General features: G+C 76.4%; 21 protein-coding genes. 13 read left to right on the top strand and 8 right to left on the bottom strand.

From position 1 onward, the window contains the following. Nucleotides 1-13: 13 nt before the first annotated feature. The 3 genes from JOD57_RS08510 to deoC are packed head-to-tail and all read right to left on the bottom strand — an operon-like array spanning nt 14 to nt 3,317. A complete protein-coding gene (locus JOD57_RS08510; RefSeq protein ID WP_204691549.1) occupies nt 14-880 on the bottom strand; it encodes an aldehyde dehydrogenase family protein in 867 nt (288 codons plus the stop codon). Beyond that, nucleotides 877-2,322 carry an aldehyde dehydrogenase family protein gene (locus JOD57_RS08505; RefSeq protein WP_204691541.1) on the bottom strand — a complete coding sequence of 482 codons (1,446 nt, stop codon included), beginning with the start codon at nt 2,320-2,322 and terminating at the stop codon, nt 877-879. The genes JOD57_RS08510 and JOD57_RS08505 overlap by 4 nt, the downstream gene beginning before the upstream one ends. Next, nucleotides 2,322-3,317: a deoxyribose-phosphate aldolase gene (gene deoC / locus JOD57_RS08500; RefSeq protein WP_239568271.1), complete on the bottom strand. Its 996-nt coding sequence runs from the start codon at nt 3,315-3,317 to the stop codon at nt 2,322-2,324. Before deoC ends, JOD57_RS08505 begins: the two co-directional genes overlap by 1 nt. 88 nt (nt 3,318-3,405) lie before the next feature. Between deoC and upp the strand changes: the two genes are divergently transcribed. The 3 genes from upp to JOD57_RS08485 all read left to right on the top strand — a co-directional run bounded on the left by upp (nt 3,406) and on the right by JOD57_RS08485 (nt 5,488). Next, nucleotides 3,406-4,029, top strand: coding sequence for a uracil phosphoribosyltransferase (gene upp, locus JOD57_RS08495; RefSeq protein ID WP_204691534.1), 624 nt, complete (start codon nt 3,406-3,408; stop codon nt 4,027-4,029). Nucleotides 4,030-4,031: 2 nt separating this feature from the next. Then, nucleotides 4,032-4,925, top strand: coding sequence for a Gfo/Idh/MocA family protein (locus JOD57_RS08490; protein WP_204691532.1), 894 nt, complete (start codon nt 4,032-4,034; stop codon nt 4,923-4,925). A 71-nt stretch (nt 4,926-4,996) separates the two neighbouring features. Beyond that, nucleotides 4,997-5,488, top strand: a complete 492-nt coding sequence (locus tag JOD57_RS08485; RefSeq protein WP_204691530.1) for a hypothetical protein — start codon at nt 4,997-4,999, stop codon at nt 5,486-5,488. An 85-nt stretch (nt 5,489-5,573) separates the two neighbouring features. Here JOD57_RS08485 and JOD57_RS08480 read toward each other — a convergent pair whose 3' ends face one another. The 4 genes from JOD57_RS08480 to JOD57_RS08465 are packed head-to-tail and all read right to left on the bottom strand — an operon-like array spanning nt 5,574 to nt 9,531. After that, nucleotides 5,574-6,266, bottom strand: a complete 693-nt coding sequence (locus JOD57_RS08480) for a haloacid dehalogenase type II (protein ID WP_204694736.1) — start codon at nt 6,264-6,266, stop codon at nt 5,574-5,576. A 15-nt stretch (nt 6,267-6,281) separates the two neighbouring features. Next, the gene (locus JOD57_RS08475; RefSeq protein ID WP_204691528.1) at nt 6,282-7,907 is read right to left on the bottom strand and encodes a phospho-sugar mutase; all 1,626 of its coding nucleotides are present in this window, start codon (nt 7,905-7,907) and stop codon (nt 6,282-6,284) included. Beyond that, nucleotides 7,904-8,722 (bottom strand): NAD-dependent epimerase/dehydratase family protein, encoded by an 819-nt coding sequence (locus JOD57_RS08470; RefSeq protein ID WP_204691526.1) that lies wholly within the window; start codon nt 8,720-8,722, stop codon nt 7,904-7,906. The genes JOD57_RS08475 and JOD57_RS08470 overlap by 4 nt, the downstream gene beginning before the upstream one ends. After that, a complete protein-coding gene (locus JOD57_RS08465; RefSeq protein ID WP_204691524.1) occupies nt 8,719-9,531 on the bottom strand; it encodes a purine-nucleoside phosphorylase in 813 nt (270 codons plus the stop codon). The genes JOD57_RS08470 and JOD57_RS08465 overlap by 4 nt, the downstream gene beginning before the upstream one ends. Nucleotides 9,532-9,722: 191 nt before the next feature. On the opposite strand from JOD57_RS08465, the gene JOD57_RS08460 reads away from it, so the two are divergent. The 7 genes from JOD57_RS08460 to JOD57_RS08430 all read left to right on the top strand — a co-directional run bounded on the left by JOD57_RS08460 (nt 9,723) and on the right by JOD57_RS08430 (nt 19,880). After that, nucleotides 9,723-11,204, top strand: a complete 1,482-nt coding sequence (locus JOD57_RS08460) for a peptidase M16 family protein (RefSeq protein ID WP_204691522.1) — start codon at nt 9,723-9,725, stop codon at nt 11,202-11,204. Between the two features lie 55 nt (nt 11,205-11,259). Next, on the top strand, nt 11,260-12,465 hold the full coding sequence (locus tag JOD57_RS08455) for a glutamate--cysteine ligase (protein ID WP_204691520.1): 1,206 nt from the start codon (nt 11,260-11,262) through the stop codon (nt 12,463-12,465). Next, nucleotides 12,462-13,721: an amidohydrolase gene (locus tag JOD57_RS08450; protein WP_204691518.1), complete on the top strand. Its 1,260-nt coding sequence runs from the start codon at nt 12,462-12,464 to the stop codon at nt 13,719-13,721. The genes JOD57_RS08455 and JOD57_RS08450 overlap by 4 nt, the downstream gene beginning before the upstream one ends. A 39-nt stretch (nt 13,722-13,760) precedes the next feature. Beyond that, complete coding sequence (locus tag JOD57_RS08445) at nt 13,761-15,635, top strand: methylmalonyl-CoA mutase subunit beta (protein ID WP_204691516.1); 1,875 nt, start codon at nt 13,761-13,763, stop codon at nt 15,633-15,635. After that, the gene (gene scpA, locus JOD57_RS08440; RefSeq protein ID WP_204691514.1) at nt 15,632-17,839 is read left to right on the top strand and encodes a methylmalonyl-CoA mutase; all 2,208 of its coding nucleotides are present in this window, start codon (nt 15,632-15,634) and stop codon (nt 17,837-17,839) included. Before JOD57_RS08445 ends, scpA begins: the two co-directional genes overlap by 4 nt. A gap of 31 nt (nt 17,840-17,870) precedes the next feature. Next, the gene (gene meaB, locus JOD57_RS08435) at nt 17,871-18,857 is read left to right on the top strand and encodes a methylmalonyl Co-A mutase-associated GTPase MeaB (RefSeq protein WP_204691505.1); all 987 of its coding nucleotides are present in this window, start codon (nt 17,871-17,873) and stop codon (nt 18,855-18,857) included. Nucleotides 18,858-18,953: 96 nt separating this feature from the next. After that, nucleotides 18,954-19,880, top strand: coding sequence for a type IV toxin-antitoxin system AbiEi family antitoxin (locus JOD57_RS08430; RefSeq protein ID WP_204691503.1), 927 nt, complete (start codon nt 18,954-18,956; stop codon nt 19,878-19,880). 59 nt (nt 19,881-19,939) lie between these two features. Here the strand turns inward: JOD57_RS08430 and JOD57_RS08425 are convergent, their stop codons facing one another. After that, complete coding sequence (locus JOD57_RS08425; RefSeq protein WP_204691501.1) at nt 19,940-20,398, bottom strand: gamma-glutamylcyclotransferase family protein; 459 nt, start codon at nt 20,396-20,398, stop codon at nt 19,940-19,942. Between the two features lie 113 nt (nt 20,399-20,511). Between JOD57_RS08425 and JOD57_RS08420 the strand changes: the two genes are divergently transcribed. The 3 genes from JOD57_RS08420 to JOD57_RS08410 all read left to right on the top strand — a co-directional run bounded on the left by JOD57_RS08420 (nt 20,512) and on the right by JOD57_RS08410 (nt 26,364). Further along, entirely contained in the window at nt 20,512-21,918 is a 1,407-nt protein-coding gene (locus tag JOD57_RS08420) for an NAD(P)H-quinone dehydrogenase (protein ID WP_204691498.1), read from the top strand. Nucleotides 21,919-22,022: 104 nt separating this feature from the next. Next, nucleotides 22,023-23,738, top strand: a complete 1,716-nt coding sequence (locus JOD57_RS08415; protein WP_204691496.1) for a reprolysin-like metallopeptidase — start codon at nt 22,023-22,025, stop codon at nt 23,736-23,738. 91 nt (nt 23,739-23,829) lie between these two features. Further along, nucleotides 23,830-26,364, top strand: coding sequence for a M66 family metalloprotease (locus JOD57_RS08410; protein WP_204691494.1), 2,535 nt, complete (start codon nt 23,830-23,832; stop codon nt 26,362-26,364). Nucleotides 26,365-26,368 lie beyond the last annotated feature (4 nt).

The raw sequence follows: 26,368 nt of genomic DNA, 5'->3' as shown, positions 1-26,368 counted from the left end.
GCGACCCGGGGCTTCACACGCCCTTCGGGTGCCAGACGGTCTTGGTCTCGAGGAACGGTGTCATCCGGGACAGCCCCGGGTCGGCGGACCAGTCCGGCTCCTCGGCCGGCGGGCGCAGCACCCGCTTGATGCTGCCGGCGGCCAGCCGCTCGAGCTCCATCGCCTGCGCCGGCGGGGCGCCGGTCAGGTCGACGGCGTCGACGTCGTCGTGCTCGGCCAGCCAGGGTCCGAGCTCCGCGGCGTCGCCGGTGAGCAGGTTGACCACACCGCCGGGGACGTCGCTGGTGGCCAGCACCTCGCCGAGGGTGACCGCCGGCAGCGGCCGCTCCCTCGACGTCACCACGACGGCGGTGTTGCCGCTGGCCAGCACCGGGGCGAGCACGCTGACCAGGCCGAGCAGCGAGGACCGCTGCGGGGCCAGGACGGCGACGACGCCGGTGGGCTCGGGCAGCGAGAAGTCGAAGAACGGCCCGGCCACCGGGTTGGCGCTGCCGAGGACGGCGGCGAGCTTGTCGGTCCACCCGGCGTACCAGACCCACCGGTCGACGGCGGCGTCGACGGCGGCCCGCGCACGGCCGGCCGACAGGCCCTCCCCGGCGGCGACCTCCTCGCAGAACTGGGCGTGCCGGCCCTCCATCACCTCGGCCACCCGGTAGAGCACCTGGCCGCGGTTGTAGGCGGTGGCGCGCGACCACGTCCCGAAGGCCGCCCGGGCCGCGACGACGGCGTCGCGGGCGTCCTTGCGGGAGGCGTGCGCGGCGTTGGCCAGGAAGCCGCCCCGGTGGTCGGTGACCGCGTACGTGCGGCCGGACTCCGAGCGCGGGAAGGCCCCGCCCAGGTAGAGCTTGAACGTCTTGCGGACCGCCAGTCGCTCGCTCACGGGTGGGTGCTCCTCAGGTACGCCGCCAGCCCCTGCCGGCCGCCCTCGCGGCCGTAGCCGGACTGCTTGTAGCCGCCGAACGGCGACGTCGGGTCGAACTGGTTGAACGTGTTGGCCCACACCACGCCGGCGCGCAGCCGGTCGGTGATCGCCAGGATCCGCGAGCCCTTCTCGGTCCAGACGCCGGCCGACAGCCCGTAGGTGGAGTTGTTCGCCTTGGCGACCGCCTCGTCCGGCGTCCGGAAGGTCAGCACCGACAGCACCGGCCCGAACACCTCGTCGCGGGCGATGCGGTGGGCGGGGGAGACGTCGGTGAACACCGTCGGCGGGAACCAGTAGCCGCGGTCGGGCAGGTCGCAGGCCGGCTGCCAGCGGTGCGCACCCTCGGCCTCGCCGATCTCCGACAGCTCCCGGATGCGGGCCAGCTGCTCGGCGGAGTTGATCGCGCCGATGTCGGTGTTCTTGTCCAGCGGGTCGCCCACCCGCAGCGTGCCGATGCGCCGCTGCAGCGAGGCGACGACCTCGTCGTGCACGTTCTCCTGCACCAGCAGCCGCGAGCCCGCGCAGCACACGTGGCCCTGGTTGAAGAAGATGCCGCGCACGATGCCCTCGACGGCCTGGTCGATCGGGGCGTCGTCGAAGACGATGTTGGCCGCCTTGCCGCCCAGCTCCAGGGTCAGCACCTTGCGGGTGCCGGCCACCGCGCGGGCGATCGAGCGACCCACCTCGGTGGAGCCGGTGAACGCGACCTTGTCGACGTCGGCGTGCTCGACGACGGCCCGGCCGGTCTCGCCGGCGCCGGTGACGACGTTGACCACGCCGGGCGGCAGGTCGGCCTGCCGGCAGACCTCGGCGAACAGCAGCGCGGTCAGCGGGGTCGTCTCGGCCGGCTTGAGGACGACGGTGTTGCCGGTGGCCAGCGCCGGGGCGACCTTCCACGCCAGCATCAGCAGCGGGAAGTTCCACGGGATGACCTGCCCGGCGACCCCGTGCGGGCGCGGGTCGGGCCCGTGACCGGCGTACTCGAGCTTGTCGGCCCACCCCGCGTGGTAGAAGAAGTGCGCCGCGGCCAGGGGGACGTCGACGTCGCGGGACTCCCGGATCGGCTTGCCGTTGTCCAGCGACTCCAGGACGGCGAACTCCCGCGCCCGCTCTTGCAGCAGCCGGGCGATGCGGAACAGGTACTTGCCGCGGTCGGCGGGGCGCATCGGCCCCCACACGCGGGTGAAGGCGCGGCGGGCGGCGCGGACCGCGCGGTCGACGTCGGCGTCGGTGCCGACGGCGACCTCGGAGAGGACCTCCTCGGTGGCCGGGTTGACCGTCTTCATCGGCTCGCCGGAGCCGTCGACGAACTCGCCGTCGACGAACAGGCCGTAGGAGGGCGCGACGTCGACGATCGACCGTGACTCGGGGGCGGGGGCGTACTCGAACAGCTGTGTCATCAGTCGACGCTCACGTGGTCGGGGCCGGAGTAGTGGCCGGTGCGCAGCTTCTGCCGCTGCAGGAGCAGGTCGTTGAGCAGGCTGGAGGCGCCGATGCGGAACCAGTCGGGGGACAGCCAGTCACCCCCCGCGGTCTCGTTGACCAGCACGAGGTGCTTGATCGCGTCCTTCGTCGTCCGGATGCCGCCGGCGGGCTTGACGCCGACCTGGCGCCCGGTGGCGGCGCGGAAGTCGCGGACCGCCTCGAGCATCACCAGGCAGACCGGCAGCGTCGCGGCGGGGGAGACCTTGCCGGTGGAGGTCTTGACGAAGTCCCCGCCGGCGAGCATCGCCAGCCAGGACGCGCGGCGGGCGTTGTCGTAGGTGACCAGCTCCCCGGTCTCGAGGATCACCTTGAGGTGCGCGGTCCCGCAGGCCTCCTTGACCGCGACGATCTCGTCGAGGACGTCGAGGTAGCGGCCGGCCAGGAAGGCGCCGCGGTCGATGACCATGTCGATCTCGTCGGCGCCGGCGGCCACCGCGTCGCGGACGTCGGCGAGCTTGACCGCGCGGCTGGCCCGGCCGCTGGGGAAGGCGGTGGCGACGGCGGCGACCTTGACGCCGCTGCCGGCCAGCGCCTCCTCCGCCACGCCGGCCAGGTCGCCGTACACGCAGACGGCGGCCACCGCGGGGCAGGTCGGGTCGGTGGGGTCGGGGCGGCGGGCCTTGGCCGCCAGCGAGCGCACCTTGCCCGGGGTGTCGGCGCCCTCGAGGGTGGTCAGGTCGACCATCGAGATGGCGGTGTCGATCGCCCAGGCCTTGGCCGTGGTCTTGATCGAGCGGGTGCCGAGGGTGGCGGCGCGCTGCTCCGCGCCGACCTGGTCGACACCGGGCAGGCCGTGCAGGAAGGCGCGGAGGGCGGCGTCCGAGCGGGTCACGTCGTCGAACGCCGTCCCGGACCCCGGGCCGGGCCGGGTCCCGGCCGCCAGCGTCCCGGGGTCGAGCACGTGGGTCATGCCCGCATTGTCTCCCCGACCGCCCGCCGCTCCGGCAGGGCCGGTCGTCCGGTCCCCCGCGCGGGTGGGCCCGGTTACGGTGGCCCGCGTGCAGCTGACCGTCGTCGACCACCCGCTGGCCCGTGCCCGCCTGTCGCGCATGCGCGACGAGCGGACCGACAACGCCGCGTTCCGGGCCGCGCTGCGCGAGCTGACCCAGATGCTGGTGTACGAGGCCACCCGCGACCTCGCGGTGGCCGAGGAGCCGATCACCACGCCGGTCACCGGCACCACCGGCTACCGGCTGGCCGCGCCGCCGCTGATCGTGCCGGTGCTGCGGGCGGGCCTGGGCATGGCCGACACCGCGCACGGGATGCTGCCGGAGTCGCAGATGGGCTTCGTCGGCCTGGCCCGCAACGAGGTGACCTTCCAGCCGGAGGCCTACATGGCGTCCCTGCCGGAGTCGCTGGTCGGCCGGCACGTGTTCGTCCTCGACCCGATGCTGGCCACCGGCGGGTCGCTGGTGCACTGCTGCACGCTGCTCACCGACCGCGGCGCCACCGAGATCACCGTGCTGTGCGCGCTGGCCGCGCCGGTCGGCCTGGAGCGCCTGGAGCACAGCGGCCTGCCGCTGCGGGTGTTCACCGCCAGCGTCGACGAGGGGCTCGACGACAGGGCCTACATCGTCCCCGGCCTCGGCGACGCCGGGGACCGTCAGTTCGGCGCGGTGTGACCGTGCGCTTCGCCGTCCTCGGCACCGGTTTCTGGGCCACGCAGGTGCACGCGACCTCGATCGCCGGGGCCGACGACGCCGAGCTGGTCGGCTTCTGGGGCCGGGACGCCGCCCGGGCCGCCGCCGCCGGGGCGGAGTTCGACGTCCCCGGCACCGACGACCTCGACGCGCTGCTCGCCGACGTCGACGCGGTCTCGGTGGCCGTGCCGCCCGACGTGCAGGTCGGGCTCGCGGAGCGCGCCGCCGGGGCCGGGAGGCACCTGCTGCTGGAGAAGCCCGTCGGGCTCACCGTCGCCGACGCCGACCGGGTGGTCGACGCCGTCCGCGCGGCCGGGGTCGCCTCCGTCGTCTTCTTCACCGACCGGTTCCGCCCGGCCACGGTCACCTGGCTCGAGCAGGCCGCGCGCGCCCCGCTCGCCGGTGGCGCGGTGAGCTGGATGGGCTCCCTGGCCGGCAGCCCGTTTGACACGCCCTGGCGGCGCGAGCACGGCGCGCTGTGGGACGTCGGCCCACACGCGCTCGGCCTGCTCGTGCCGGCGCTGGGCCCGGTCGTGTCGGTGCAGGCCGGCGCCGGCCGCGGGGACACCGTGCACCTGGTCCTGCAGCACGCCTCCGGGGCGTCGAGCACGGTGACGCTGTCCTCGACGGTGGCGCCGATGGCCGGCGGCGTGGAGGTGACCGTGCACGGCGACGCCGGCCGGCTGGTGCTGCTGCCCGAGCGCGACGACCTGGCCGTCGTCGAGGCGCACCGCGCCGCGGTCGCCGAGCTGTCGGCCGCGGCCCTGACCGGGGGCACGTCCGCGCTCGACGTCGGCTTCGCCCGCGACGTCGTCGTCGTGCTCGCCGCGGTGCAGCGTGCACTGGCCTCCGGCTGCCGGGAGCCCGTCCCCGCCTGACCCGCGACGCCGGCGGGAGGTCGCGACCCGGTGAAACGGGTTGCCGGTCCGGTCACCCTGGAGGAGTGCGGATGACCTTCTCCCGGATGGCCGACCGGCGGCCGGTGGAGACCCGCGTCGAGCGGGACGACGGCGTGGTCTTCGCGATGCGCGGCGCCGGGGGCGGGGGCGACCTGCCGCACGACCTGGTGCACGCGCTGGTCGAGACCGAGCTGGGCGTCGCCGACGGGATCTGGGGCTGCGTGGCCGACGGCGTCGTCTGGCGGAGCATGCGGCACGTCTCGGGCCGGCAGCCGCCGCACGCGGCCGAGCGCTCGGCGCGGCTCAAGCGCGAGCGGGCCGCGGCGATCCAGCGCGCCGAGGGGCTGGCCGACCTGGTGGGCCGCTGCGCCCGCGGCGCCGAGGTGCTCCCCGGCGAGGCGTCCGCGCTGGGCCTGCCCCCCGACCGGGTGGCCGGCGCGGCGGCCGCCCTCGCCGACGCCGCCCGGCGCTGGCGGTCCCTGGCCGTAGGGGAGACCTGGACGGTGGAGTGGCGGGCGCCCGGACGTCGCCGCCGCCGTTGATCATCGGCTCGTTGCCGCCGACACGCGCCGACACGCCGCCGCGAGCGGCAGGAACCCCGCTCTCGACCCAGCGGACGATCCGCGCTCAGCAGCCCAGCGCGGTGGCGAGCTCCTCGATCGAGGCGACCGAGAGGTCGGCGTCCGGGTCGGTGGACGGCGGCACCTCGCGCCCGCCGAACTCGTCGGGGCGGTGCACGTAGGCCGTCCGCAGCCCCCGCTCCCGCGCGGCGGCCAGGTCGTCGAGGTGGGCGGCGACCATGCACACCGACGACGGCGGCAGCGCCAGCAGCCGGGGCGCGGAGTCGTAGACCGCCGGGTCGGGCTTGTAGCGGCCCGCCACCTCGGCGCCGAGCACGAGGTCCCACGGCAGCCCGGCGCGGCGGGCCAGGTCGACCAGCAGCCGCACCCCGCCGTTGGACAGCGGCGCCAGCACGTACGAGCGCCGCAGCCGGGTCAGCCCCGGGACCGCGTCGGGCCACGGGTCGAGGCGGTGCCAGGCCAGCACCAGCTCGCCGGCGACGTCGTCGGGCACGCCGCCGACGCCCACCGCGGCCAGCGCCTCCGGCAGCGACTCCCGGTGCAGGTCGTCGAGCACCGCCCACGGTCGCGCGCCCAGGCGCACCTGGTCCATCGACGGCTGGTACCGGTCGCGCCAGGCATCGGCGAACGCGGCGGCGTCGACGCCGGGGCCGAGCAGCCGGGCGGCCTCGCGGGCGACGCCGCCGCGCCAGTCGACGACGGTGCCGAAGACGTCGAACACCAGCGCACTCACATCCATCACCCCGACGTCCACCTACAGCCCCAGGGCGGCGGCCATCTCGGCGCGCAGCTGGTCGAGCTCGTCCTCGCCGCGGCCGCGCGCGGCGATGACCCCGGCGTCGTCGTGCACCGGGACGACGGTCTCCAGGTAGGCCTTGAGCTTGGGCTCGGTGCCGCTGGGCCGCACCACCACCCGCACGCCGTCGCCGAGCAGCCGGACGGCGTCCACCGGCGGGTCCTCGTGCAGCAGGTCGGCGGCGGTGACCTCCCGGCCGAGCAGCCGGGACGGCGGCGCCGCCCGCAGCCGCGCCATCGCGCCGGAGATCAGCGAGAGGTCCTCCACCCGCACCGACAGCTGGCCGGTGGCGAACAGCCCGTGCTCGACGGCCAGCTCGTCGAGCCGGTCGAGGAGCGAGCGCCCGCTCGCCCCGAGCTCGGCGGCCAGCAGCGCGACGGCGAGCGCGGCGGAGATGCCGTCCTTGTCCCGCGCGACCGTGGGCGTCACCGCGTAGCCGAGCGCCTCCTCGTAGCCGAAGACCAGCGGCTCGTCGTCGGTGCCGGCGCGGATGATCCACTTGAAGCCGGTCGGCGTCTCGGCGAACCGGACGCCGTGCGCCTGGGCCAGTGCGTGCAGCAGCGAGCCGCTGACCAGCGAGGACGCGTACGTGCCCCGCACGCCGCGGCGCAGCAGCCAGTCGGCGAGCAGGCTGCCGACCTCGTCGCCGGTGAGCTGCCGGCCGTCGCAGACCACCGAGCAGCGGTCGGCGTCGGGGTCCTCGGCGATGGCGACGGTGGCGCCGAGGCGCGCGGCCAGCGCCTGCAGCAGGTCGACCGCGCCGGGCTCCTCCGGGTTCGGGAAGGCGACCGTCGGGAACGCCGGGTCGGGGGAGTCCTGCTCGGGCACGCTCACCGGCGGGGCGATCCCGGCCGCGGCGAACACCGCCCGCGTGGTGGCCGCGCCGACGCCGTGCATCGCGGTGTAGGCCACGGTCAGCCCCTGCCGCGCGGCCGCCGGCACCGACGAGGGGTCGAGCGCCCGCACCACGGCGGCGACGTAGTCGGCCTCGACGTCGTCGCCGGGGGTGACCCAGTCGTCGGACAGCGGGACCTCCCGCGCCGGGCCGACGGCGGCGATCGCGGCCTCGATCCCGCGGTCGGCCGGCGGCACGAGCTGTGCGCCGTCGGCGAGGTAGACCTTGTAGCCGTTGTCCTGCGGCGGGTTGTGGCTGGCGGTCACCATCACGCCGGCGACGCAGCCGAGGTGCCGGACGGCGAAGGACAGCACCGGCGTCGGCAGCGGCCGCGGCAGCACCTGGACGGCGAACCCGGCACCGGCCAGCACCGCGGCGGAGACGCGCGCGAACTCGTCGGAGCGGTGCCGGGCGTCGAAGCCGACCACCACCCCGCCGCCGCCGTGCCCGGCGCCGGTCAGCCAGGCGGCGAGACCGGCGGCGGCCCGGGTGACGACGGCGGCGTTCATCCCGGCCGGCCCGGCGCGCAGCGGACCGCGCAGCCCGGCGGTGCCGAAGGTCAGCGGCCCGCTGAACCGCCGCTCGAGCTCCGCGGTGTCGCCGGCCGCGACCAGCGCCTCGACCTCGGCGCGGTCGCCGGGGTGCGGGTCGGCCCCCGCCCAGGCGCGGGCGTCGTCCAGCACGCTCACGACGGGACCTCCTCGGCGTCGTACTCGGGCAACGTGAACTCGCCGCCCACCCGCGCGTGCACCGGGTCGGCGGGGTCGGGCTCGCCGTGCGCCGCGACCAGCGCCCCGGCGTACACCTCGGCATCGTCCTGCGGCTCGTACCCGAGCGACCGGGCCGCGGTGAGGTCCCACCAGCCGCGGGTGTTGGCCGAGACGCCCCAGACCACGCGGAAGCCGGGGGAGGGGGCGCGCAGCGCGGCGTCCACCAGCGCGACGGTGTCCCGCGGGGAGAGCCAGGTGGCCAGCGCGCGCGGCGTCGGCGGCTCGGGGGCGGCGGTGCCGATGCGCAGGCAGACGACGTCGAGGCCGTAGCGGTCGGCGTACAGCGAGCCGAGCGCCTCCATCGCCACCTTCGACACCCCGTAGTGGGTGTCCGGCCGCGCGAGGCCGTCGTCCTCCCGGAGGGGACCGGACGCCGGCCGCCCGGTGTACCCGGTGGCGTGGTTGCTGCTGGCCAGCACGACGCGGCGCACCCCGGCCCGGCGGGCGGTCTCGAGGACCGTGCGGGTGCCGTCGACGTTCGCGTGCAGGACCGCCGGCCAGGTCGACTCGCCGGAGATGCCGGCCAGGTGGACGACGGCGGCCGCGCCCGCGGTGGCGCTGCGCATCGCGGCGGGGTCGGTCACGTCGGCGACGACGGTCTCCTCGCCCGGCCGGGGCTCGCCGATCCCGACGACGTCGAGGCTGCGGACCGCCCAGCCGCGCTCGGGCAGCCCCTCCCGCAGCACCGTGCCGACGCGCCCGGCCGCGCCGGTGACGAGGACGGGGCCGGTCACGGCAGCCGGCCGGTGAACTCGACGAGGAAGCGGCCCAGCCGCCCCGCCGCCGCCTTCCCCGCGGCGAGCACCTCCTCGTGGTCGAGCTTCTCGCCGGTGATGCCGGCCGCGGCGTTGGTGACCATGGACAGGCCCAGCACCTCCAGGCCGGCCGCGCGGGCGGCGATCGCCTCGAGCGCCGTGGACATGCCCACGAGGTCGGCACCGAGCGTGCGCAGCATGCGGATCTCGGCGGGGGTCTCGTAGTGCGGGCCGGGCAGCGCCGCGTAGACGCCCTCGGTCAGGTCCGGCTCGATCCCCCGGGCGAGCTCGCGCAGCCGCGCGGAGTACAGGTCGGTGAGGTCGACGAAGGTCGCCCCGACCAGCGGGGAACGGGCGGTGAGGTTGAGGTGGTCGCTGATGAGCACCGCCTGGCCCACCCGGTGCTCCGGCGCCAGCCCGCCGGCGGCGTTGGTGAGGACGACGGTGCGCACGCCGGCCGCGGCCGCGGTGCGGATGCCGTGCACCACCGGCTCGACGCCGCGGCCCTCGTAGAGGTGCGTGCGCCCGAGGAAGAGCAGCACCCGCCGCTCGCCCACGCGCACCGACCGCACCTGCCCGTCGTGGCCGACCGCCGTGGGGGCGGCGAACCCGGGCAGGTCGCCGATCGCGACGGCGCCCTGCGCCGCCCCGAACGCGTCGGCCGCGGGCGCCCAGCCCGAGCCCATGACGACGGCGACGTCGTGGCCGTCGCCCAGGGCCGTGGTCAGCTCGGCCGCGGCGGTGCGGGCGAGGGTGTCGGGACCGGTCCGTGCGGCAGGTGCGCTCACCCGTGGACGCTAACCCGGCGCCGCCGGGCCGGGCGACGCCGACCGGGGCGACGCCGGCCCGGGCGACGCCGACCCCCGGGCGTCGGCCCGGACGCCTGTGTCCGCGGCGGTCACCGGCTCACCCGTCCCAGCCGCCCCCGGTGGCGTGTCGGCCCGGGGGAGCGGGGCGACCGGCCGCGACCATGACCGCCGTGCAGCGAACGCAGATCGACGGCGTCCCCGTCTTCACCGCCGCCGGACCCGAGCGGACCACCGCGGCGCTGGTCTTCGGCGTCGGCCTGCGCGACGAGACGTTCGCGACGATCGAGGTCACCCACCTCGTCGAGCACCTGGCCATGGCCGCCCTCCCGCGCACGCACCTGCGCTGCAACGCCGTGACCGACGTCGACAGCACCGCGTTCTTCGCCACCGGCCGGCCGGCCGCCGTCCGCGCGTTCCTCGAGGGCGTCTGCCGGGCGCTCGCGGACCTGCCCACCGAGCGGATGGCCGCCGAGGCCGGCGTGCTGCTGGCCGAGGGCTGCGGCACCGGCTCCTCGACGGTCAGCGCGCTGTGGGCCGCCCGCTACGGGCTGACCGGGCCGGGGCTGACCGTGTCGGCCGGGCCCGGCCCCGAGCACCTGACCGAGGAGGCGGTGCGGGCGCACGCCGCCCGCTGGTTCGTGCGGGGCAACGCGGCGCTGTGGTGCCACGGCCCACTGCCCGGCGGGCTGCGGCTGCCGCTGCCCGACGGGCCGCGGCCGGTGCGGCGGCTGCCCGTCCCGCGGCCGCAGGACGGCCCGGTGTGGACCCGCACCGACGCGCCCGGCGTCGGGCTGCTGCTGGCCACCGACCGGCCGGACGACGTCGCCCTGGCCGTCGGGGTCGACGTCCTGGAGGACCGGCTGCGCGAGCGCGCCCGGCACGCCCGCGGGCTCTCCTACGCCGTGGACTCGCTGCCGCTCGACCTCGCCGCCGACCGGCGCGAGGTGGCCGTCGTCGTCGACGCCCGCTCCGGCCGCGACGCCGAGGTGGCCGGCCTGCTGTGGCAGACGTTCGCCGGGCTGTGCGCCGAGGGCCCGACCGCGGAGGAGGTCGCGCACGCCGTCGCGGGGCTGGAGGCCGAGCTCGACGAGGAGGACGCCGCCGGCGCCGAGCTGGCCGACGCCGCGTACTGCGCCGCGGTCGGACTGCCCTCCCGGTCGGCCGCCGCCACGCTGGCCGCCTGGCGCGCGACCACGCCGGCGCAGGTCACCGCGGCGCTGCGCCGGGCCGAGCCGACCGCCGTCCTGGCCGTGCCCGACACCGCCGAGTGGGACGGCCCCGACCCCCGGGTGGTCCGCCGCCCGCTGTGCGGCACGCTGCCCGCGCTGCCGGGGGGGACGCTGTTCCGGCCGGCGCTGCACCGGCGGCTGCTCGACCCGGCGGCCCGCGTGGCGCTGGTCGTCTCCGACGAGGGCCTGGCCCACCGCGACGCCGACGGCGACGTGCACGGGATCCCGTGGTCGCGCGTGGAGGCGCTGGTGCCCACCGACGACGGCGCGGGCGTGTCGGTGGTCAGCCGCGACCTGTGCTGCGTGCTCGTCCACCCCGGCCTCTACGGCCGCCGCGCGGTCGCCGCGGTGACGGCGCGGGTGCCGGCGGCGGCGCGGCTGGCCCGCCCGGCCGCCACCGAGCCGGAGCTGGCCGCCGTCTGAGCCGCCCGCGCCGTTCCAGGGGGTGGCGCGGCCCGGTCGTCCCTATCCTCGTGGGGTGCAGATCCCCTTCACCTCCTCCGAGCGCGCCAGCCTGGGCGTGGAGTGGGAGCTGCAGCTCGTCGACCGGGAGAGCCGGGAGCTCTCGCCCGGCGCGGTCGAGATCCTCGAGGAGATGCGCCCGGACGGCGCCGAGGAGCACCCCAAGGCCAAGCACGAGCTGCTGCAGTCGACCGTCGAGGTCATCACCGGTGTGTGCACCACCGTGGAGGAGGCCACCGCCGACCTCGCGGGCACGGTGGCCGAGGTCGCCGCCGCCGCCGACCGCCGCGGCCTGGGCCTGCTCTGCGCCGGCACCCACCCGTTCACCGACTGGCAGACGCAGCTGATCTCGCCGAAGGAGCGCTACCTGCAGCTGGTCGAGCGCATGCAGTGGCTGGCCCGGCGGCTGCAGATCTTCGGCGTCCACGTGCACGTCGGCGTCCGCTCGCCGGACAAGGCGATGCCGATCGTCAACGCGCTCACCCAGTACGTGCCGCACCTGCTCGCACTGTCGGCGTCCTCGCCGTTCTGGGTCGGCTGCGACACCGGCCTGGCCTCGGCGCGCAGCAAGGTGTTCGAGGGGATGCCGACGGCCGGGCTGCCGCACCAGCTGCCCGACTGGGGCGCCTTCGAGACCTACATGGAGACGCTCATCGCCACCGGCTCCATCCAGAGCGTGCGCGAGGTGTGGTGGGACATCCGCCCCCACCCGGGCTTCGGCACCGTCGAGCTGCGCGTCTGCGACGGCCTGCCCACCCTCGAGGAGATCGGCGTGGCGGCGGCGGTGTCGCAGTGCCTGGTCGAGCAGTTCGACACCCAGCTCGACCGCGGCTACACCCTGCCCACCCCGCCGAGCTGGATCCTGCGGGAGAACAAGTGGCGGGCGGCCCGCTACGGCCTCGACGCCGACGTGATCGTCGACGAGCGCGGCACCGTCCGCCCGGTGCGGCAGGCGCTGCTCGACCTCGCCGAGGACCTCACGCCCACCGCGCGGCGGCTGGGCTGCGAGGCCGAGCTGGCCGGGATCGAGCGCGTCCTCGCCGTCGGCGCGTCCTACCAGCGCCAGCGCGCCGCCGCGCTGGCGGCCGGCGGCGACCTGCGCGCCGTCGTCGACGGCCTGCTCACCGAGCTGCGCGACGGTCTCCCGGCGACCGGCCCGGCCACCCGGCCCGACGGCCCCGTCCCCGGCCCGGCGGCCTGCGCCGGCGGGCACGCCGCATGAGCCGTCCCCCCGAGGACCTCGCCGCCGGGCTCGACGCGTGGGTGGCCGGCCGCCTCGACGAGCTGGTCGAGGTGCGCCGGCACCTGCACGCCCACCCCGAGCTGTCCTACGCCGAGGTGGAGACCACGGCCTTCGTCGAGGAGCGGCTGGGCGAGGCCGGGCTCGAGCCGCGGCGGCTGCCCGGCGGCACGGGGCTGGTGGTCGACGTCGGCAGCGGCAGGCCGACCGTCGTCCTGCGCGCCGACATCGACGCCCTGCCGCTGGCCGACCTCAAGGACGTGCCCTACGCCTCCACCCGCGAGGGCATGTGCCACGCCTGCGGGCACGACGTGCACACCACCGTCGTCCTCGGCGCGGCGCTGGCCCTCGCGGCGCTCGACGACCTGCCCGGCACGGTCCGCTGCGTGTTCCAGCCCGCCGAGGAGACCGTGCCCGGCGGCGCCAAGCACGTGGTCGAGTCCGGCGTGCTCGACGGCGCCTCGCGGGCGTTCGCGCTGCACTGCGACCCGGCCACGCCCGTGGGCGCGGTGGGCCTGCGCACCGGGTCGATCACCGCGGCCTGCGACCGCCTCGACGTCGTCCTCACCGGTCCCGGCGGGCACACCGCGCGGCCGCAGCTGACCGTCGACCTGGTCGACGCCCTGGGCCGGCTGATCACCGACCTGCCCGGGCTGCTGTCGCGGCAGGTGGACCCGCGCGCGGGGATGTCGCTGGTGTGGGGCGCGGTCAACGCGGGCGTGGCGGCCAACGCCATCCCGCAGCGCGGCACCCTGCGCGGCACCGTGCGGGTCCTCGACCGCGACGCCTGGGCCGGCGCCGAGGCGATGCTGCGCCGGCTGGTCGAGCGGGTGGCCGCCCCGACCGGCGCGGAGGTGGCGGTGGAGTACGTGCGCGGCGTCCCACCGGTGGTCAACGACCCGCGCACGGTGGCCCTGCTGCGCACCGCGGCGCTGGCCACGGTGGGCCCCGAGGGCGTGCGGCCGACACCGCAGAGCATGGGCGGGGAGGACTTCGGCTGGTTCGCCGACGTCGTCCCGATCGCCCTGGCCCGCCTCGGCACGCACGGCGGCGGGGAGCCGCTGGACCTGCACCGCGGCACCTTCGACGTCGACGAGCGGGCCATCGGCGTGGGCGTGCGGCTCATGGTCCGTGCCGCGCTCCAGGCGCTGTCCGCCGACGCCGGCAGCAGCGGCCCGGCCGCCGGTGCACCGTCCCCCAGCCACCCCGCCCGCCCACGACCGGGCGAGCGGCGGTAGAACGTCCCTGGACCCAGAGCCGACGCCGGGAGTTCGACGATGAACGCCACTGAGCAGACCGCGACACCGGGCGACGACGAGGTCCCCGCCGAGCACGAGGTCCCCGAGGAGCTCTCCCTCGCCGGCGCCTTCCCCGAGGTCACCCGGGAGCAGTGGCGCGAGCTCGTCGCCGGCGTGCTGCGCAAGGCCGGCCGCGACCGGCTGCCCGACCCGGTCGAGGACGCCCTGCGCCGCACCGTGGCCACCGGCGTCAGCGTCGCCCCCCTCTACACCGCCGAGGACGCCGGGGACCTGCCGACGGCGGTCGGCGTCCCGGGCCTGCCGCCCTTCGTCCGCGGCGCCCGCCCCGGGGCCGCCCCCGAGAGCGGCGTGCCCGCCGGCTGGGACCTCCGCCAGCGGCACGCCCACCCCGACACCGCGGTGACGCGGGAGGCGATCGCCGCCGACCTGGACAACGGCGTCACCTCGCTGTGGCTGCACCTGGGGGAGGGCGCCGTCCCGGTCGCGGCGCTCGGCGACGTGCTCGCCGACGTCTACCTCGACCTCGCGCCGGTGGCCGTCTCCGGGGGGCTGCCCGCCGCCGAGGCGCTGCTCTCGCTGGTCGAGGGCCGCACCGACCTCGCGCCGGGCGGCTCGCTGGGCCTCGACCCGCTCGGTGACCAGGCCGCCTCGGGGGAGGAGCAGGACCTCTCCGGGCTGGCCGGTGTCGCCCGCCGGGCGCCCGCGGGCTGGCGCACCGCCGTCGTCGACGCCACGGTCTTCGCCGACGCCGGTGCCTCGGCCGTCGAGGAGCTCGGCTGCTCGCTGGCCGCCGGCGTCGCCTACCTGCGGGCGCTCACCGACGGCGGGCTCCCGGTGGACGAGGCCTTCACCCAGCTCGAGTTCCGCTACGCCGCCAGCGCCGACCAGTTCACGACGATCGCCGGGCTGCGCGCCGCCCGCCGGCTGTGGGACCGGGTCGGCGAGGCCAGCGGGGCGTCACCCGACGCCCGCGCCCAGCGGCAGCACGCGGTCACGTCGTCGGTGATGACGACCAGGCGCGACCCCTGGGTGAACATGCTGCGGACGACGGTCGCCTGCTTCGCCGCGGGCGTGGGCGGCGCCGACGTGGTCACCGTGCAGCCCTTCGACGCCGCGCTCGGCCTGCCCGACGCCTTCTCCCGCCGGATCGCCCGGAACACCCAGAGCCTGCTGGTCGAGGAGGCGTCGCTGGCCCGCGTGCTCGACCCGGCCGGCGGCTCCTGGTACGTCGAGTCGCTCACCGACTCGCTGGCGCAGGCGGCCTGGGCGTGGTTCACCGAGATCGAGCGGGCCGGGGGGCTGGCGGCGGCGCTGTCGTCCGGGCTGGTCCGCGACCGGCTGGCCGCCGCGTGGGACGAGCGCGCGAAGCGGCTCGCGACGCGCCGCGACGCCATCACCGGCGTCAGCGAGTTCCCCAACCTCGCCGAGAAGCTGCCGGAGCGGCAGCCCGCCGCGGACCTGCACCCCACCGGCGGGCTGCCGCGCGTGCGCGCGGCCCAGGCCTTCGAGGAGCTGCGCGACCGCGCCGACGCCGCGCCGACCCGGCCGCGCGTCCACCTCGCCACGATCGGCCCGGTCGCCCGGCACACCGCGCGGGCCACCTTCGCCGGCAACCTGTTCCAAGCCGGTGGCCTCGAGACCCCGGCCGGCGACGGCGCGTCCGGTCTCGCCGACGCCGGGACGACGGTGGCCTGCATCTGCGGCACCGACGGCGACTACGTGGACTCGGCCGCCGCGCTGGCCGCGGAGCTGCGCACGGCCGGTGCCACGCAGGTGTGGCTCGCCGGCAAGCCGTCCCTGAGTGTGGACGGCGTCGACGGGTACGTGTACGCCGGGTGCGACGCGCTCGACGTCCTGCAGCGAGTCCACGAGCAGCTGGGAGTGCCGGCATGAGTCCGATCCCCGACTTCAGCAGCGTCGAGCTGGGCCGTCCCGCGGCCACGGCCTCGGCCGGCGACTGGGCCCGCCGGTTCGAGGAGGTCACCGGCCGCGGCGTGGCCGAGGCGACCTGGGAGACACCCGAGGGCATCGCCGTCCCGCCGCTGGCCACCCCGGCCGACCTCGACGGGCTGGACTTCCTCCGGACCTATCCCGGCCTGCCGCCCTACCTGCGCGGCCCCTACCCGACGATGTACACGACCCAGCCGTGGACGGTCCGCCAGTACGCGGGCTTCTCCACCGCGGCGGAGTCCAACGCGTTCTACCGGCGCAACCTCGCCGCCGGGCAGAAGGGCCTGTCGGTCGCCTTCGACCTGCCGACCCACCGCGGCTACGACTCCGACCACCCGCGCGTGGTCGGCGACGTCGGCATGGCGGGGGTCGCCATCGACTCGATCCTGGACATGCGGCAGCTCTTCGACGGCATCCCGCTGGACCGGATGAGCGTCTCGATGACCATGAACGGCGCGGTGCTGCCGGTGCTGGCGCTCTACGTCCTCGCCGCGGAGGAGCAGGGGGTGAAGCCGGAGCAGCTCACGGGGACCATCCAGAACGACATCCTCAAGGAGTTCATGGTCCGCAACACCTACATCTACCCGCCCAAGCCGTCGATGCAGATCATCAGCGACATCTTCTCCTTCACCTCGGCGGAGATGCCGCGGTTCAACTCGATCTCCATCTCCGGCTACCACATCCAGGAGGCCGGGGCGACGGCCGACCTGGAGCTGGCGTACACGCTGGCCGACGGCGTCGAGTACCTGAACGCGGGGAAGGGCGCCGGCCTCGACGTCGACGCGTTCGCCCCGCGCCTGTCCTTCTTCTGGGCGATCGGCATGAACTTCTTCATGGAGGTCGCCAAGCTCCGCGCCGGGCGGCTGCTGTGGGCGCGGCTGGTCAAGGACGCCGGCGCGCAGAAGGACAAGTCGCTGTCGCTGCGCACCCACTGCCAGACGTCGGGCTGGTCGCTGACCGCGCAGGACGTCTACAACAACGTCGTCCGCACGTGCCTGGAGGCCATGGCCGCCACCCAGGGGCACACCCAGTCGCTGCACACCAACGCCCTCGACGAGGCGCTGGCGCTGCCGACCGACTTCTCCGCCCGGATCGCCCGCAACACCCAGCTGCTGCTGCAGCAGGAGTCGGGGACCACGCGGGTCATCGACCCGTGGGGCGGCTCGGCGTACGTGGAGAAGCTGACCTACGACCTGGCCCGGCGCGCGTGGGCGCACATCGAGGAGGTCGCCGAGCACGGCGGCATGGCCCAGGCCATCGACGACGGCATCCCGAAGCTGCGCATCGAGGAGGCCGCCGCCCGCACGCAGGCGCGCATCGACTCCGGCCGCCAGCCGGTGATCGGCATCAACAAGTACCGGGTCGACGCCGACGAGGCCATCGACGTGCTGCGCGTGGACAACGCCGACGTGCTGGCCCAGCAGAAGGCCCGGCTCGAGGAGCTGCGGGCCTCGCGGGACGCCGGTGCGGTGACCGACGCGCTGCGCCGGCTCACCGACGCCGCCCGCGCGGCGGCCGAGGGGCGGCGGGACTCCTCGCTGGACTCCAACCTGCTCAAGCTCGCCGTCGACGCCGCCCGGGCCAAGGCGACGGTCGGGGAGATCTCCGACGCGCTGGAGGAGGTCTACGGGCGGCACGCCGGGCAGGTGCGCACCATCTCCGGTGTGTACCGCGACGAGGCCGGCCGCTCCGGGCCCATGGAGGAGACGCGCCGCATGGCGGAGGCGTTCGAGGAGGCCGAGGGCCGCCGGCCCCGGATCCTCGTCGCCAAGATGGGCCAGGACGGGCACGACCGCGGGCAGAAGGTCATCGCCACCGCGTTCGCCGACCTCGGCTTCGACGTCGACGTCGGCCCGCTGTTCCAGACGCCGGAGGAGGTCGCCCGGCAGGCGGTGGAGGCCGACGTGCACGTCGTCGGCGTCTCCTCGCTGGCCGCCGGCCACCTCACCCTGGTGCCGGCGCTCAAGCAGGCCCTCGCCGACCTCGGGGCCGACGACGTCCTCATCGTGGTCGGCGGCGTCATCCCGCCCGACGACGTCCCGACGCTCAAGGAGATGGGCGCCGCCGCGGTGTTCCCGCCCGGCACGGTCATCGCCGAGGCGGCGCAGGAGCTGCTGCGGACGCTGGCGCAGCGCCTCGGCCACTGATGCCGGGTCACTCCGCCACGGGGCCGGCCTGATGCCCGGCCCCGACGTCCCCGCGCTGCTCGAGGGGGTGCTCGGCGGGGACCGCCGGTCGCTGGCCCGGGCGATCACGCTGGTCGAGTCCCGCCGGGCCGACCACCGCGAGCGGGCGCAGGAGCTGCTCGTCGAGCTGCTGCCGCACGCCGGGAACGCCCGGCGCGTGGGCATCAGCGGGGTGCCCGGCGTGGGGAAGTCGACCTTCATCGACCAGCTCGGCGTCGACCTGACCGCGGCGGGCTCGAAGGTCGCCGTCCTCGCCGTCGACCCCTCCTCGGCGCGGTCGGGCGGGTCGATCCTCGGCGACAAGACCCGGATGGCGCGGCTGTCGGTCGACCCGGCGGCCTTCATCCGGCCCGCGCCGACCGCGGGGACGCTGGGCGGGGTGGCGCAGGCGACGCGCGAGTCGATGGTCGTCGTCGAGGCGGCCGGTCACGACGTCGTCCTGGTGGAGACCGTCGGCGTCGGGCAGTCGGAGGTGACCGTCGCGGAGATGGTCGACTCCTTCCTGTTCCTCACGCTGGCGCGCACCGGCGACCAGCTGCAGGGGATCAAGCGCGGGATCCTGGAGATCGCCGACGTCATCGCCGTCAACAAGGCCGACGGTCCGGCCGCCGGCGACGCGCGCAAGGCCGCCCGCGAGCTGGCCGGCGCGATCCGGATGCTGCGCGGGCACGGCGAGGACTGGCAGGTGCCGGTGCTGACCTGCGCCGGGCTGACCGGCGAGGGGCTGGCCGAGGTGTGGGCCAAGCTGGTCGAGCACCAGGACCGGGCCCGCGCGTCGGGGGCCTTCGACGAGCGGCGGCGCAGCCAGCAGGTGCGCTGGACCCGGCAGCTGGTGCGCGACGGCCTCGAGCAGCGGCTGCGCGCGCACCCCGGCGTCCGCGCGGCCGCGCCGGAGCTGGAGAAGGCGGTGCTGGCCGGCGAGCTCACCCCCGCGCTGGCCGCCCGGCAGCTCCTGGAGACCTTCCTCGGCTCTTCCTGAGCGCCCGGTCGTCGCGGCCGTCCCCAGGCGAGGACGCTCGCCCACAGATGACGGCACCCCCGTCCGGGGCGGTGCCGACGTGGCGAGCCTCGGGTGGTGTCCGCGTCCCTCCTCCGCACCGTCGACCGGCAGGGTGGCGTCTTCACCCGGGAACAGGCGCTCGGGGCAGTGCCGCCGGCGCGACTGCGGTCGAACCTCCGCCGGGGCGTCTGGCGTCGCACGCCCTGGGCCGGCGTGTACGTCGACGGCGAGCTCCCGGACGACGTCGCGGCGACGGTCCGGGCCGCCGCGCTGTGGCTCGGCGGTGACCTCGTGGCCTGCCACACGACGGCGGCGCACCTCTGGGGCTTCGACCTGCGTCCCGCCGACCGCGCCCGCGCCGAGCCTCTGCACTTCATGGGGCCGGAGCGGATCAACAACCGGAGGGTGCGCGGGCTGCAGGTGCACGCCTCGTGTCTCGGCGCGGACGACGTCGTCCGCCACCGAGGCGTCTGGGTCACGGGCCCGGCCCGCACGGCCTGCGACGTCGCCCGCCTCGGGGCGCCGGTCGACGCGCTGGCCACCCTCGACGCCGCGCTGCGCAGCGGGACCTGCACCCGCGACGGGCTCACGACGGCGACCGCGGCGCAGGCGGGACTGCGGGATGTGGTCCGCCTGCGTGAGCTGGTACCCCACGCGGACGCCGGCGCGGAGTCGCCGATGGAGTCGCGGATGCGCTGGCGCTTCCTCGCCGCGGGGCTCGCGGCCCCCCGACTGCAGGTCGAGGTGGTCGACGGCGGGCGTCGGCACCGCCTCGACGTCGGCTGGGAGGACCACCGGGTCGCCGCTGAGTTCGACGGGCTGGAGGCGCACATGACCCGCCGGCAGCTGGCCGCCGACCGGATTCGCCACAACTGGCTGACCGAGCGGGACTGGCGGCTGCTGCACGTCACCGCCGTCGACGTCCACCAGCGGTACGAGCGGATGGTGACCACCGTGCGCCGCCATCTGAGCGCCCGCGCCCCGACGATCATGCAGCCGTGACCACGATCCGGGCCGGGGGAGTGGTCACGGCTCCATGATCGACGCCGAGGGGGGGCGGGTCAGACGCCGGTGGAGCGGCAGTCGCGGGCGCGGAGCTCGGCGAGGTAGTCGGCCGGGGCGCCGGCGGCCTCGGCGGCGTCGGCGAGCGCGCCGAGGTAGCGCGCCGAGGGCAGGCCGCCCTCGAAGGCGTCGAGGGCGTAGACGTAGGCGACGACGTCGCCGCCGAGGGTGTGCACGCCCAGGTTGAGCTTGCGGTACAGGCCGGAGTCGGCGCCCTCCCAGGCGTCGAGGGCCCGCTCGTCCGTGGGCGTGAGGTCGTAGAGGGCGACGAAGACGCCGGGGGAGTCGTCCTCGGCGGGGACGAGGGTGGCCAGCGCGCCCTCCCAGCCGTACTCCTCGGCACCGAAGGTCAGCCGCCAGCCGCGGACCCAGCCGGTACCGACGTGCGGCGAGGACGGGCAGCGGCGCAGCATCTGGTCGGGGTCCATGTTCGACCCGTACGCGGCGTAGAGACCCATCGCCGACCGAGCCTACGGCCGGTGTGGCCCGCGCGACCCGTGAGCCTGCCGACGCATGCGGCGACGGCTGGGAGGATGGGGTCACCGCACGACCCCTGACGCAGGAGAGCGCCATGACCCGCATCGTCATCATCGGTGGCGGCCCGGCCGGCTACGAGGCCGCGCTGGTGGCCGCCTCGCTCGGTGCGCAGGTCACCGTCGTCGAACGCGACGGGCTCGGTGGGGCCAGCGTGCTCACCGACTGCGTCCCGTCGAAGACCCTCATCGCCGCCGCCGGCACCATGACGTCGGTCCGCGACTCCAGCGTGCTGGGGCTGCGGGGCACCGACCTGCGCACGGTCGGCCTGGACCTGGTCACGGTCAACAGCCGGGTCAAGGGCCTGGCGGTCGCCCAGTCGGCCGACATCCACGCCCGGCTGACCGCCGAGGGCGTGCGGATCGTCGCCGGGCAGGGCCGGCTCGCCGACGACGTCCGCGGGCTGGTCGAGCACCGCGTCGAGGTGCTGGACGCCGACGGCGGCGTCACCGAGACGCTGGAGTGCGACGTCGTCCTCATCGCCACCGGCGCCGACCCGCGCGTGCTGCCCGGCAGCGAGCCCGACGGCGAGCGGATCCTCGACTGGCGCGACCTCTACGACCTCGAGGACATGCCCGAGCACCTCGTCGTCGTCGGCTCCGGCGTGACCGGCGCGGAGTTCGCCTCCGGCTACCTCGAGGCCGGCGTGCCGGTCACCCTCGTCTCCTCCCGCGACCAGGTGCTGCCCGGCGAGGACGCCGACGCCGCCGAGGTGCTCGAGGAGGTCTTCCAGGCGCGCGGCGGGCGGATCGCCGAGCGCGGCCGCGCCGCCGGCGTCACCCGCACCGAGAAGGGCGTGCTGGTCGAGCTCACCGACGGCCGCACCGTCGAGGGCTCGCACGCGCTGATGACCGTGGGCACCGTGCCGAACACCGCCGGGCTCAACCTCGAGGCGTGCGGCGTGGAGCTGCGCGAGTCCGGCCACGTCGTCGTCGACCGGGTGTCGCGGACCAACGTGCCGGGCGTCTACGCCGCCGGCGACGTCACCGGCGTCTTCCAGCTGGCCAGCGTCGCGGCGATGCAGGGCCGCATCGCGATGTGGCACGCGCTCGGCGAGGCCGTGCAGCCGATCCGGCTGAAGACCGTGGCGGCCAACGTCTTCACCCACCCGGAGATCGCCACCGTCGGCGTCCAGGAGAAGACGCTGCCCGAGGGCCACGACCTCGACGTCGTCCGGCTGCCGCTGGCCACCAACGCGCGGGCCAAGATGAGCGACCTGCACGCCGGCTTCGTGAAGCTGTTCGCCCGCAAGGCCACCGGCGTGGTCGTCGGCGGGGTCGTCGTCGCGCCGGGGGCCAGCGAGCTGATCCTGCCGATCGCGCTGGCGGTGACCAAGGGCCTCACCGTCAGCGACCTGGCGCAGACCTTCGCCATCTACCCGTCGCTGTCGGGCTCGATCACCGAGGCCGGCCGGCGGCTCATGGGGGCCGACGCGCTGGCGTGACGCCCGTGACGGCCGGGGCCGTCGGGACGGGACGGGCGGGACCGCTGTGACGGGCGGGTCGCGGATGGTGCCCGCGGGACCGCCGTCCGCCGATGACGGGGGGGATGTCCCCGCTCCGAGTCCCCGCCCGCCTGCCGCGGTCCCTCGCCGTCGCCGGTGCCGTGCTCGCGCTCTGCGCCGGCCCGTTCGCGCCGTCGGCGCTGGCCGACGAGGGCACGGTCGAGACGGTCACCGGGCAGCTCGTGCAGGTCTGGCCGGAGACCTCCCCCGACGGCCAGCACGCGGGTGAGTCGCACGAGGAGCCGCTGACCCTGGTCGAGGCCGAGGACGGCGGCTCCGTCCGCGTCCCCGCCGAGGACGTCGAGGACGTCGAGCCCGGGGCCACCGTCGAGGTGACCGTCGGCGGCACCGAGGCCGACGCCGCGGCCGAGGACGGCCTGGAGCCGGCCCGCGAGGTGCTCGACACCCAGGTCGTCCAGGCGGCCCCGGCGGCAGGCCCCGTGCCGGCCGGCTCGGTCACCAACCAGGTCACCGTCGTCATGGTGGTCCCGCACGGTGGCACCCCGGACGGCACGTCGCTGGCCTCGGTCGTCTCGGCCGTCGACGACCCGGTCGCGCGGTTCTGGTCCGAGCAGACCGGCGGCGCGGTCACCGTCGGCGTCACCGCGGCCCACGACTGGATCCGCACCGCCGCCGGCTGCGCCGACCCCACCGCGCTCTGGGAGGAGGCCGCCGGCCGCGTCGGCTTCGAGCCGGGCCCGGGGCGGCACCTGCTGCTCTACGTGAGCAGCCGGCCGCAGGACCTGCCCGGCTGCTCCTACGCCCTCGGTCAGGTCGGCTCCGGGACGACGTCCGGCGGCCGGCTCTACGTCCGCGACGACCTGCCCGCCGTCATCGCCCACGAGCTGGGCCACAACTTCGGCCTCGGCCACTCCAGCGGCCTGCAGTGCGACGGCACGGTGGAGGGCGGCACCTGCCGCACCGCCGCCTACCGCGACTTCTACGACGTCATGGGCGTCTCCTGGGACCGCGTCGGCAGCCTCACCGCCGCCCAGGCCGAGCGCCTCGGGGTGCTGCCCGCCGCCGCGACGCAGGCCGTGCCCGCCGGCAGCGGCGCGCGGACGGTCACCCTCGCCCCGATCGGCGGCGGCAGCGGCACCCGCGCGGTGCGGCTCACCGACGCCGAGGGCACCGACTACTGGCTGGAGTACCGCACCGCCGTCGGCCGGGACGCCTGGCTCGCCTCGGACAACCGCTACCGGCTCGACAGCGGCGTGCTGCTGCACCGCGAGGGCGCGCTGCCCGACACCTCGCTGCTGCTCGACGGCACGCCGTCGTCCGCGGCCGGCTGGGACGGCGACCTGCAGACGGCGCTGCAGCCCGGCGTCCCGGTGTCGGTGGCCGGCGGGGAGCTGACCGTCACGGTCGACGCCGTCACCGCGGCGGGCGCGACCGTCACCGTGGTCAGCGGGGCGCCGGTCGCCGGCACCGCCCCGACGCCGGCCGGCCCCGCGCCCTCGGTGCTGCCCGGTGCCCCGGTCCGCGCCGCCGTCCCGCCCGCTCCCGCTGCCGCTCCGGTCGCGCAGCCGGTGGAGACGGCCGGCACCCCCGCCCCCGCCCCCGTGGCGCCGCCGGTCGCCGCCGCCACCGAGGTCCCGGCACCGGCACCGGCACCCGGCGCCGCTCCGGTCGAGGCCGCCGCGACGGCTCCCGCGGGCCCGGGCTGGACCACCCCGGCGCTCGCCGCGGGCGGCCTGGTCGGCGTCGGCGGGACCGCGCTCGCCGCGCGCAGGCTGCCGCTGCTGCGCCGCCGCCCCTGACGCCCGGACGGGCGGAGCCGGGGCGTTGGGGTCCAGTCCGGCGCCCGTGCCGCCGATGAAGAGCACGGTGCCCACCGACCTGGAGAGACCCGTGCCCCACGCTGCCCGCCCGCGGTCTCCGCGGCTGCTCGCCCTCGCGGCCGTCACCGCCGTCCTCGTGCCGCTGCTGCTGGCCGGCCCGGCCGCGGCGGAGGACCCGGCGCCGGACCAGGTCGCCGCCGGCGACACCGTCGTCGGGACGCTGGTCCAGGCGTTCGCCGACCCCGAGCACGCCGAGGCCCCTGGCGCGCCGGCCGGGGACGTCGAGGACACCCTGCTCAGCTGGATCGACAGCGGGGACGACGGAGCCGTCCGCGTCCCGACCGAGGACGTCGCCGACATCGAGGTGGGCGCGACCGTCGAGGTCACCGTCGGCGCCGAGGTCCGCGACGAGGCGACCGTGGAGCAGGGCCTCGAGCCCGCCCGCGAGGTCGTCGAGGCCGAGGTCGTCGCCCCCGCCGAGCCGGCCGCCGCCACCGCACCCACCACCAACGCCGTCACCGTGGCGATGGTCCAGCCGGCCGGCGCACCCCAGGACGGCACGACGCTGGCCGAGGTCGTCGCTGCCGTCGACGGGCCGGTGCGGCAGTTCTGGAACGAGCAGACCGACGGCGCGGTCACCGTCGCGGTGACCGGCCGGCACGACTGGTTCCCCACCGTGGCCGACTGCGCCGACCCCTTCGCGCTGTGGGAGGAAGCGGCCGGGACCATCGGCTGGAACGGCGGCGCGGCCGAGCACCTGCTGCTCTACGTCCCCTACACCGCCGACTGCTCCTACGGGCTGGGCACGATCGGCTCGGGCATCGGTGCCGGCGGCCTGGCCTACGTGCAGGACACGGCCACCTCGGTGCTCGCCCACGAGCTCGGGCACAACTTCGGCCTGGGCCACTCCTCGGCGGTGCAGTGCGACGCCTCGCCGGAGACCGCCCCGTGCCGGACCGAGTCCTACTGGGACTTCTACGACGTCATGGGCGTCTCCTGGCAGCAGGTCGGCTCGCTCAACGCCCCCCAGGCCGCGCGGCTCGGGATGCTGCCCTCGTCGGCGCAGCAGTCGGTCTCCGCCACGGGGACCGGCGGCACCTACACGCTGAAGCCGATGGGCAGCCGGACCGGCACCCGGGTGCTCGTGCTGACCTCCGGGAGCACCCGTTACTGGGTCGAGTACCGCGCCGCCGTGGGCCGCGACAGCTGGCTGTCCGACCCTTACGCGAGCTACGGCCTGGAGGCCGGCGTCCTCGTCCACGTCGACGGCCCCGGACCGACGAGCGACACCTCGCTGCTGCTGGACGGGACCCCGTCCGCGGACGAGGACTGGGACCTCGACGAGCAGACCGTGCTGCCCCCCGGCAGCCCGATGTCCCTCGGCGGCGGCGGCCTCACCGTCAGCGTGACGGCCACGTCCGCGTCGGCCGTGACGGTCACCGTGCGGACGGCGGCCGACGGCCCCGCGCCCGAGACCGCCATCGCTGCGCTGTACCGCCGGCTCGGTGGCACGGGTGGCTGGCTCGGGTCCCCCACCACCGGGGAGCAGTGCGGCCTGCGGGGCGGCGGGTGCCTGCAGCACTTCGAGCACGGCTCGATCTACTGGACCGCGGCCAGCGGAGCGCACGCGATCGGCGGCGCCATCCGCGGCCAGTGGGGCGTGCAGGGCTCGGAGAACGGCTTCCTCGGCTACGCGGTGACCGACGAGGTGTGCGGCCTGCGTGGCGGCGGGTGCCTGCAGCACTTCCAGGGCGGCTCGATCTACTGGACGCCGGCAACCGGCGCCCAGCCGGTCAACGGCGCCATCAAGGAGCGGTGGGGGACGCTGGGCTGGGAGAACGGCTGGCTCGGCTACCCGGCGGCTGCCGCCGTGTGCGGCCCAGCCGCCGGCGGGTGCTCGCAGGTCTTCCAGGGCGGTTCCGTCCACTGGTCCCCGGCGTCCGGTGCTGCTGCCGTCAACCCGCGGGGCGCCATCGGCGGCCGGTGGGTCTCGCTGCGCGGCGACAGCGGTCCCCTCGGTTACCCGACCGGCAACGAGGTCTGCGGTCTGGGCAACGGCGGCTGCCTGCAGCAGTTCCAGGGGGGCACGGTCTACTGGTCGGCGGCCTCCGGGGCGCAGCGGATCACCGGCGCGATCCGCGCCAGGTGGGGGTCGCTCGGCTGGGAGTTCGGCTGGCTCGGCTACCCGACCGGCGACGAGGTGTGCGGGATGCTCAACGGCGGCTGCCGTCAGCCGTTCCAGGCCGGCTGGGTCTACTGGTCGCCGGCCGGCGGCGCCCACCCGCTCAACGGCGCGATCCTCTCCCGCTGGAGCGCCGGCGCCGAGCGGTTCTTCGGCTACCCGACCACCGACGCGGTGTGCGGGCTCCGTGGCGGCGGCTGCCACCAGGCCTTCCAGGGGCCGTCGATCTACTGGTCACCGGCCTCGGGCGCCCAGCCGGTCGGTGGTGCGATCCGCACCCGGTGGGGTCAGCTGGGCGGGGAGAACGGCCACCTGGGCTACCCGGTCGGGCCGGAGGTGCCCACCTCCGCCGGCGTCTCGCAGCGCTTCCAGGGCGGCACGCTGTCCTGGTCGGTGCGGACCGGTCAGGTCAGCGCCTCCTGACCGG

The sequence above is a fragment of the Geodermatophilus bullaregiensis genome, assembly GCF_016907675.1.
GTDB lineage: Bacteria > Actinomycetota > Actinomycetes > Mycobacteriales > Geodermatophilaceae > Geodermatophilus > Geodermatophilus bullaregiensis.
The sequence above is the reverse complement of the archived record's forward strand: the minus strand, read 5'-3'. Positions and strand labels throughout refer to the sequence as shown.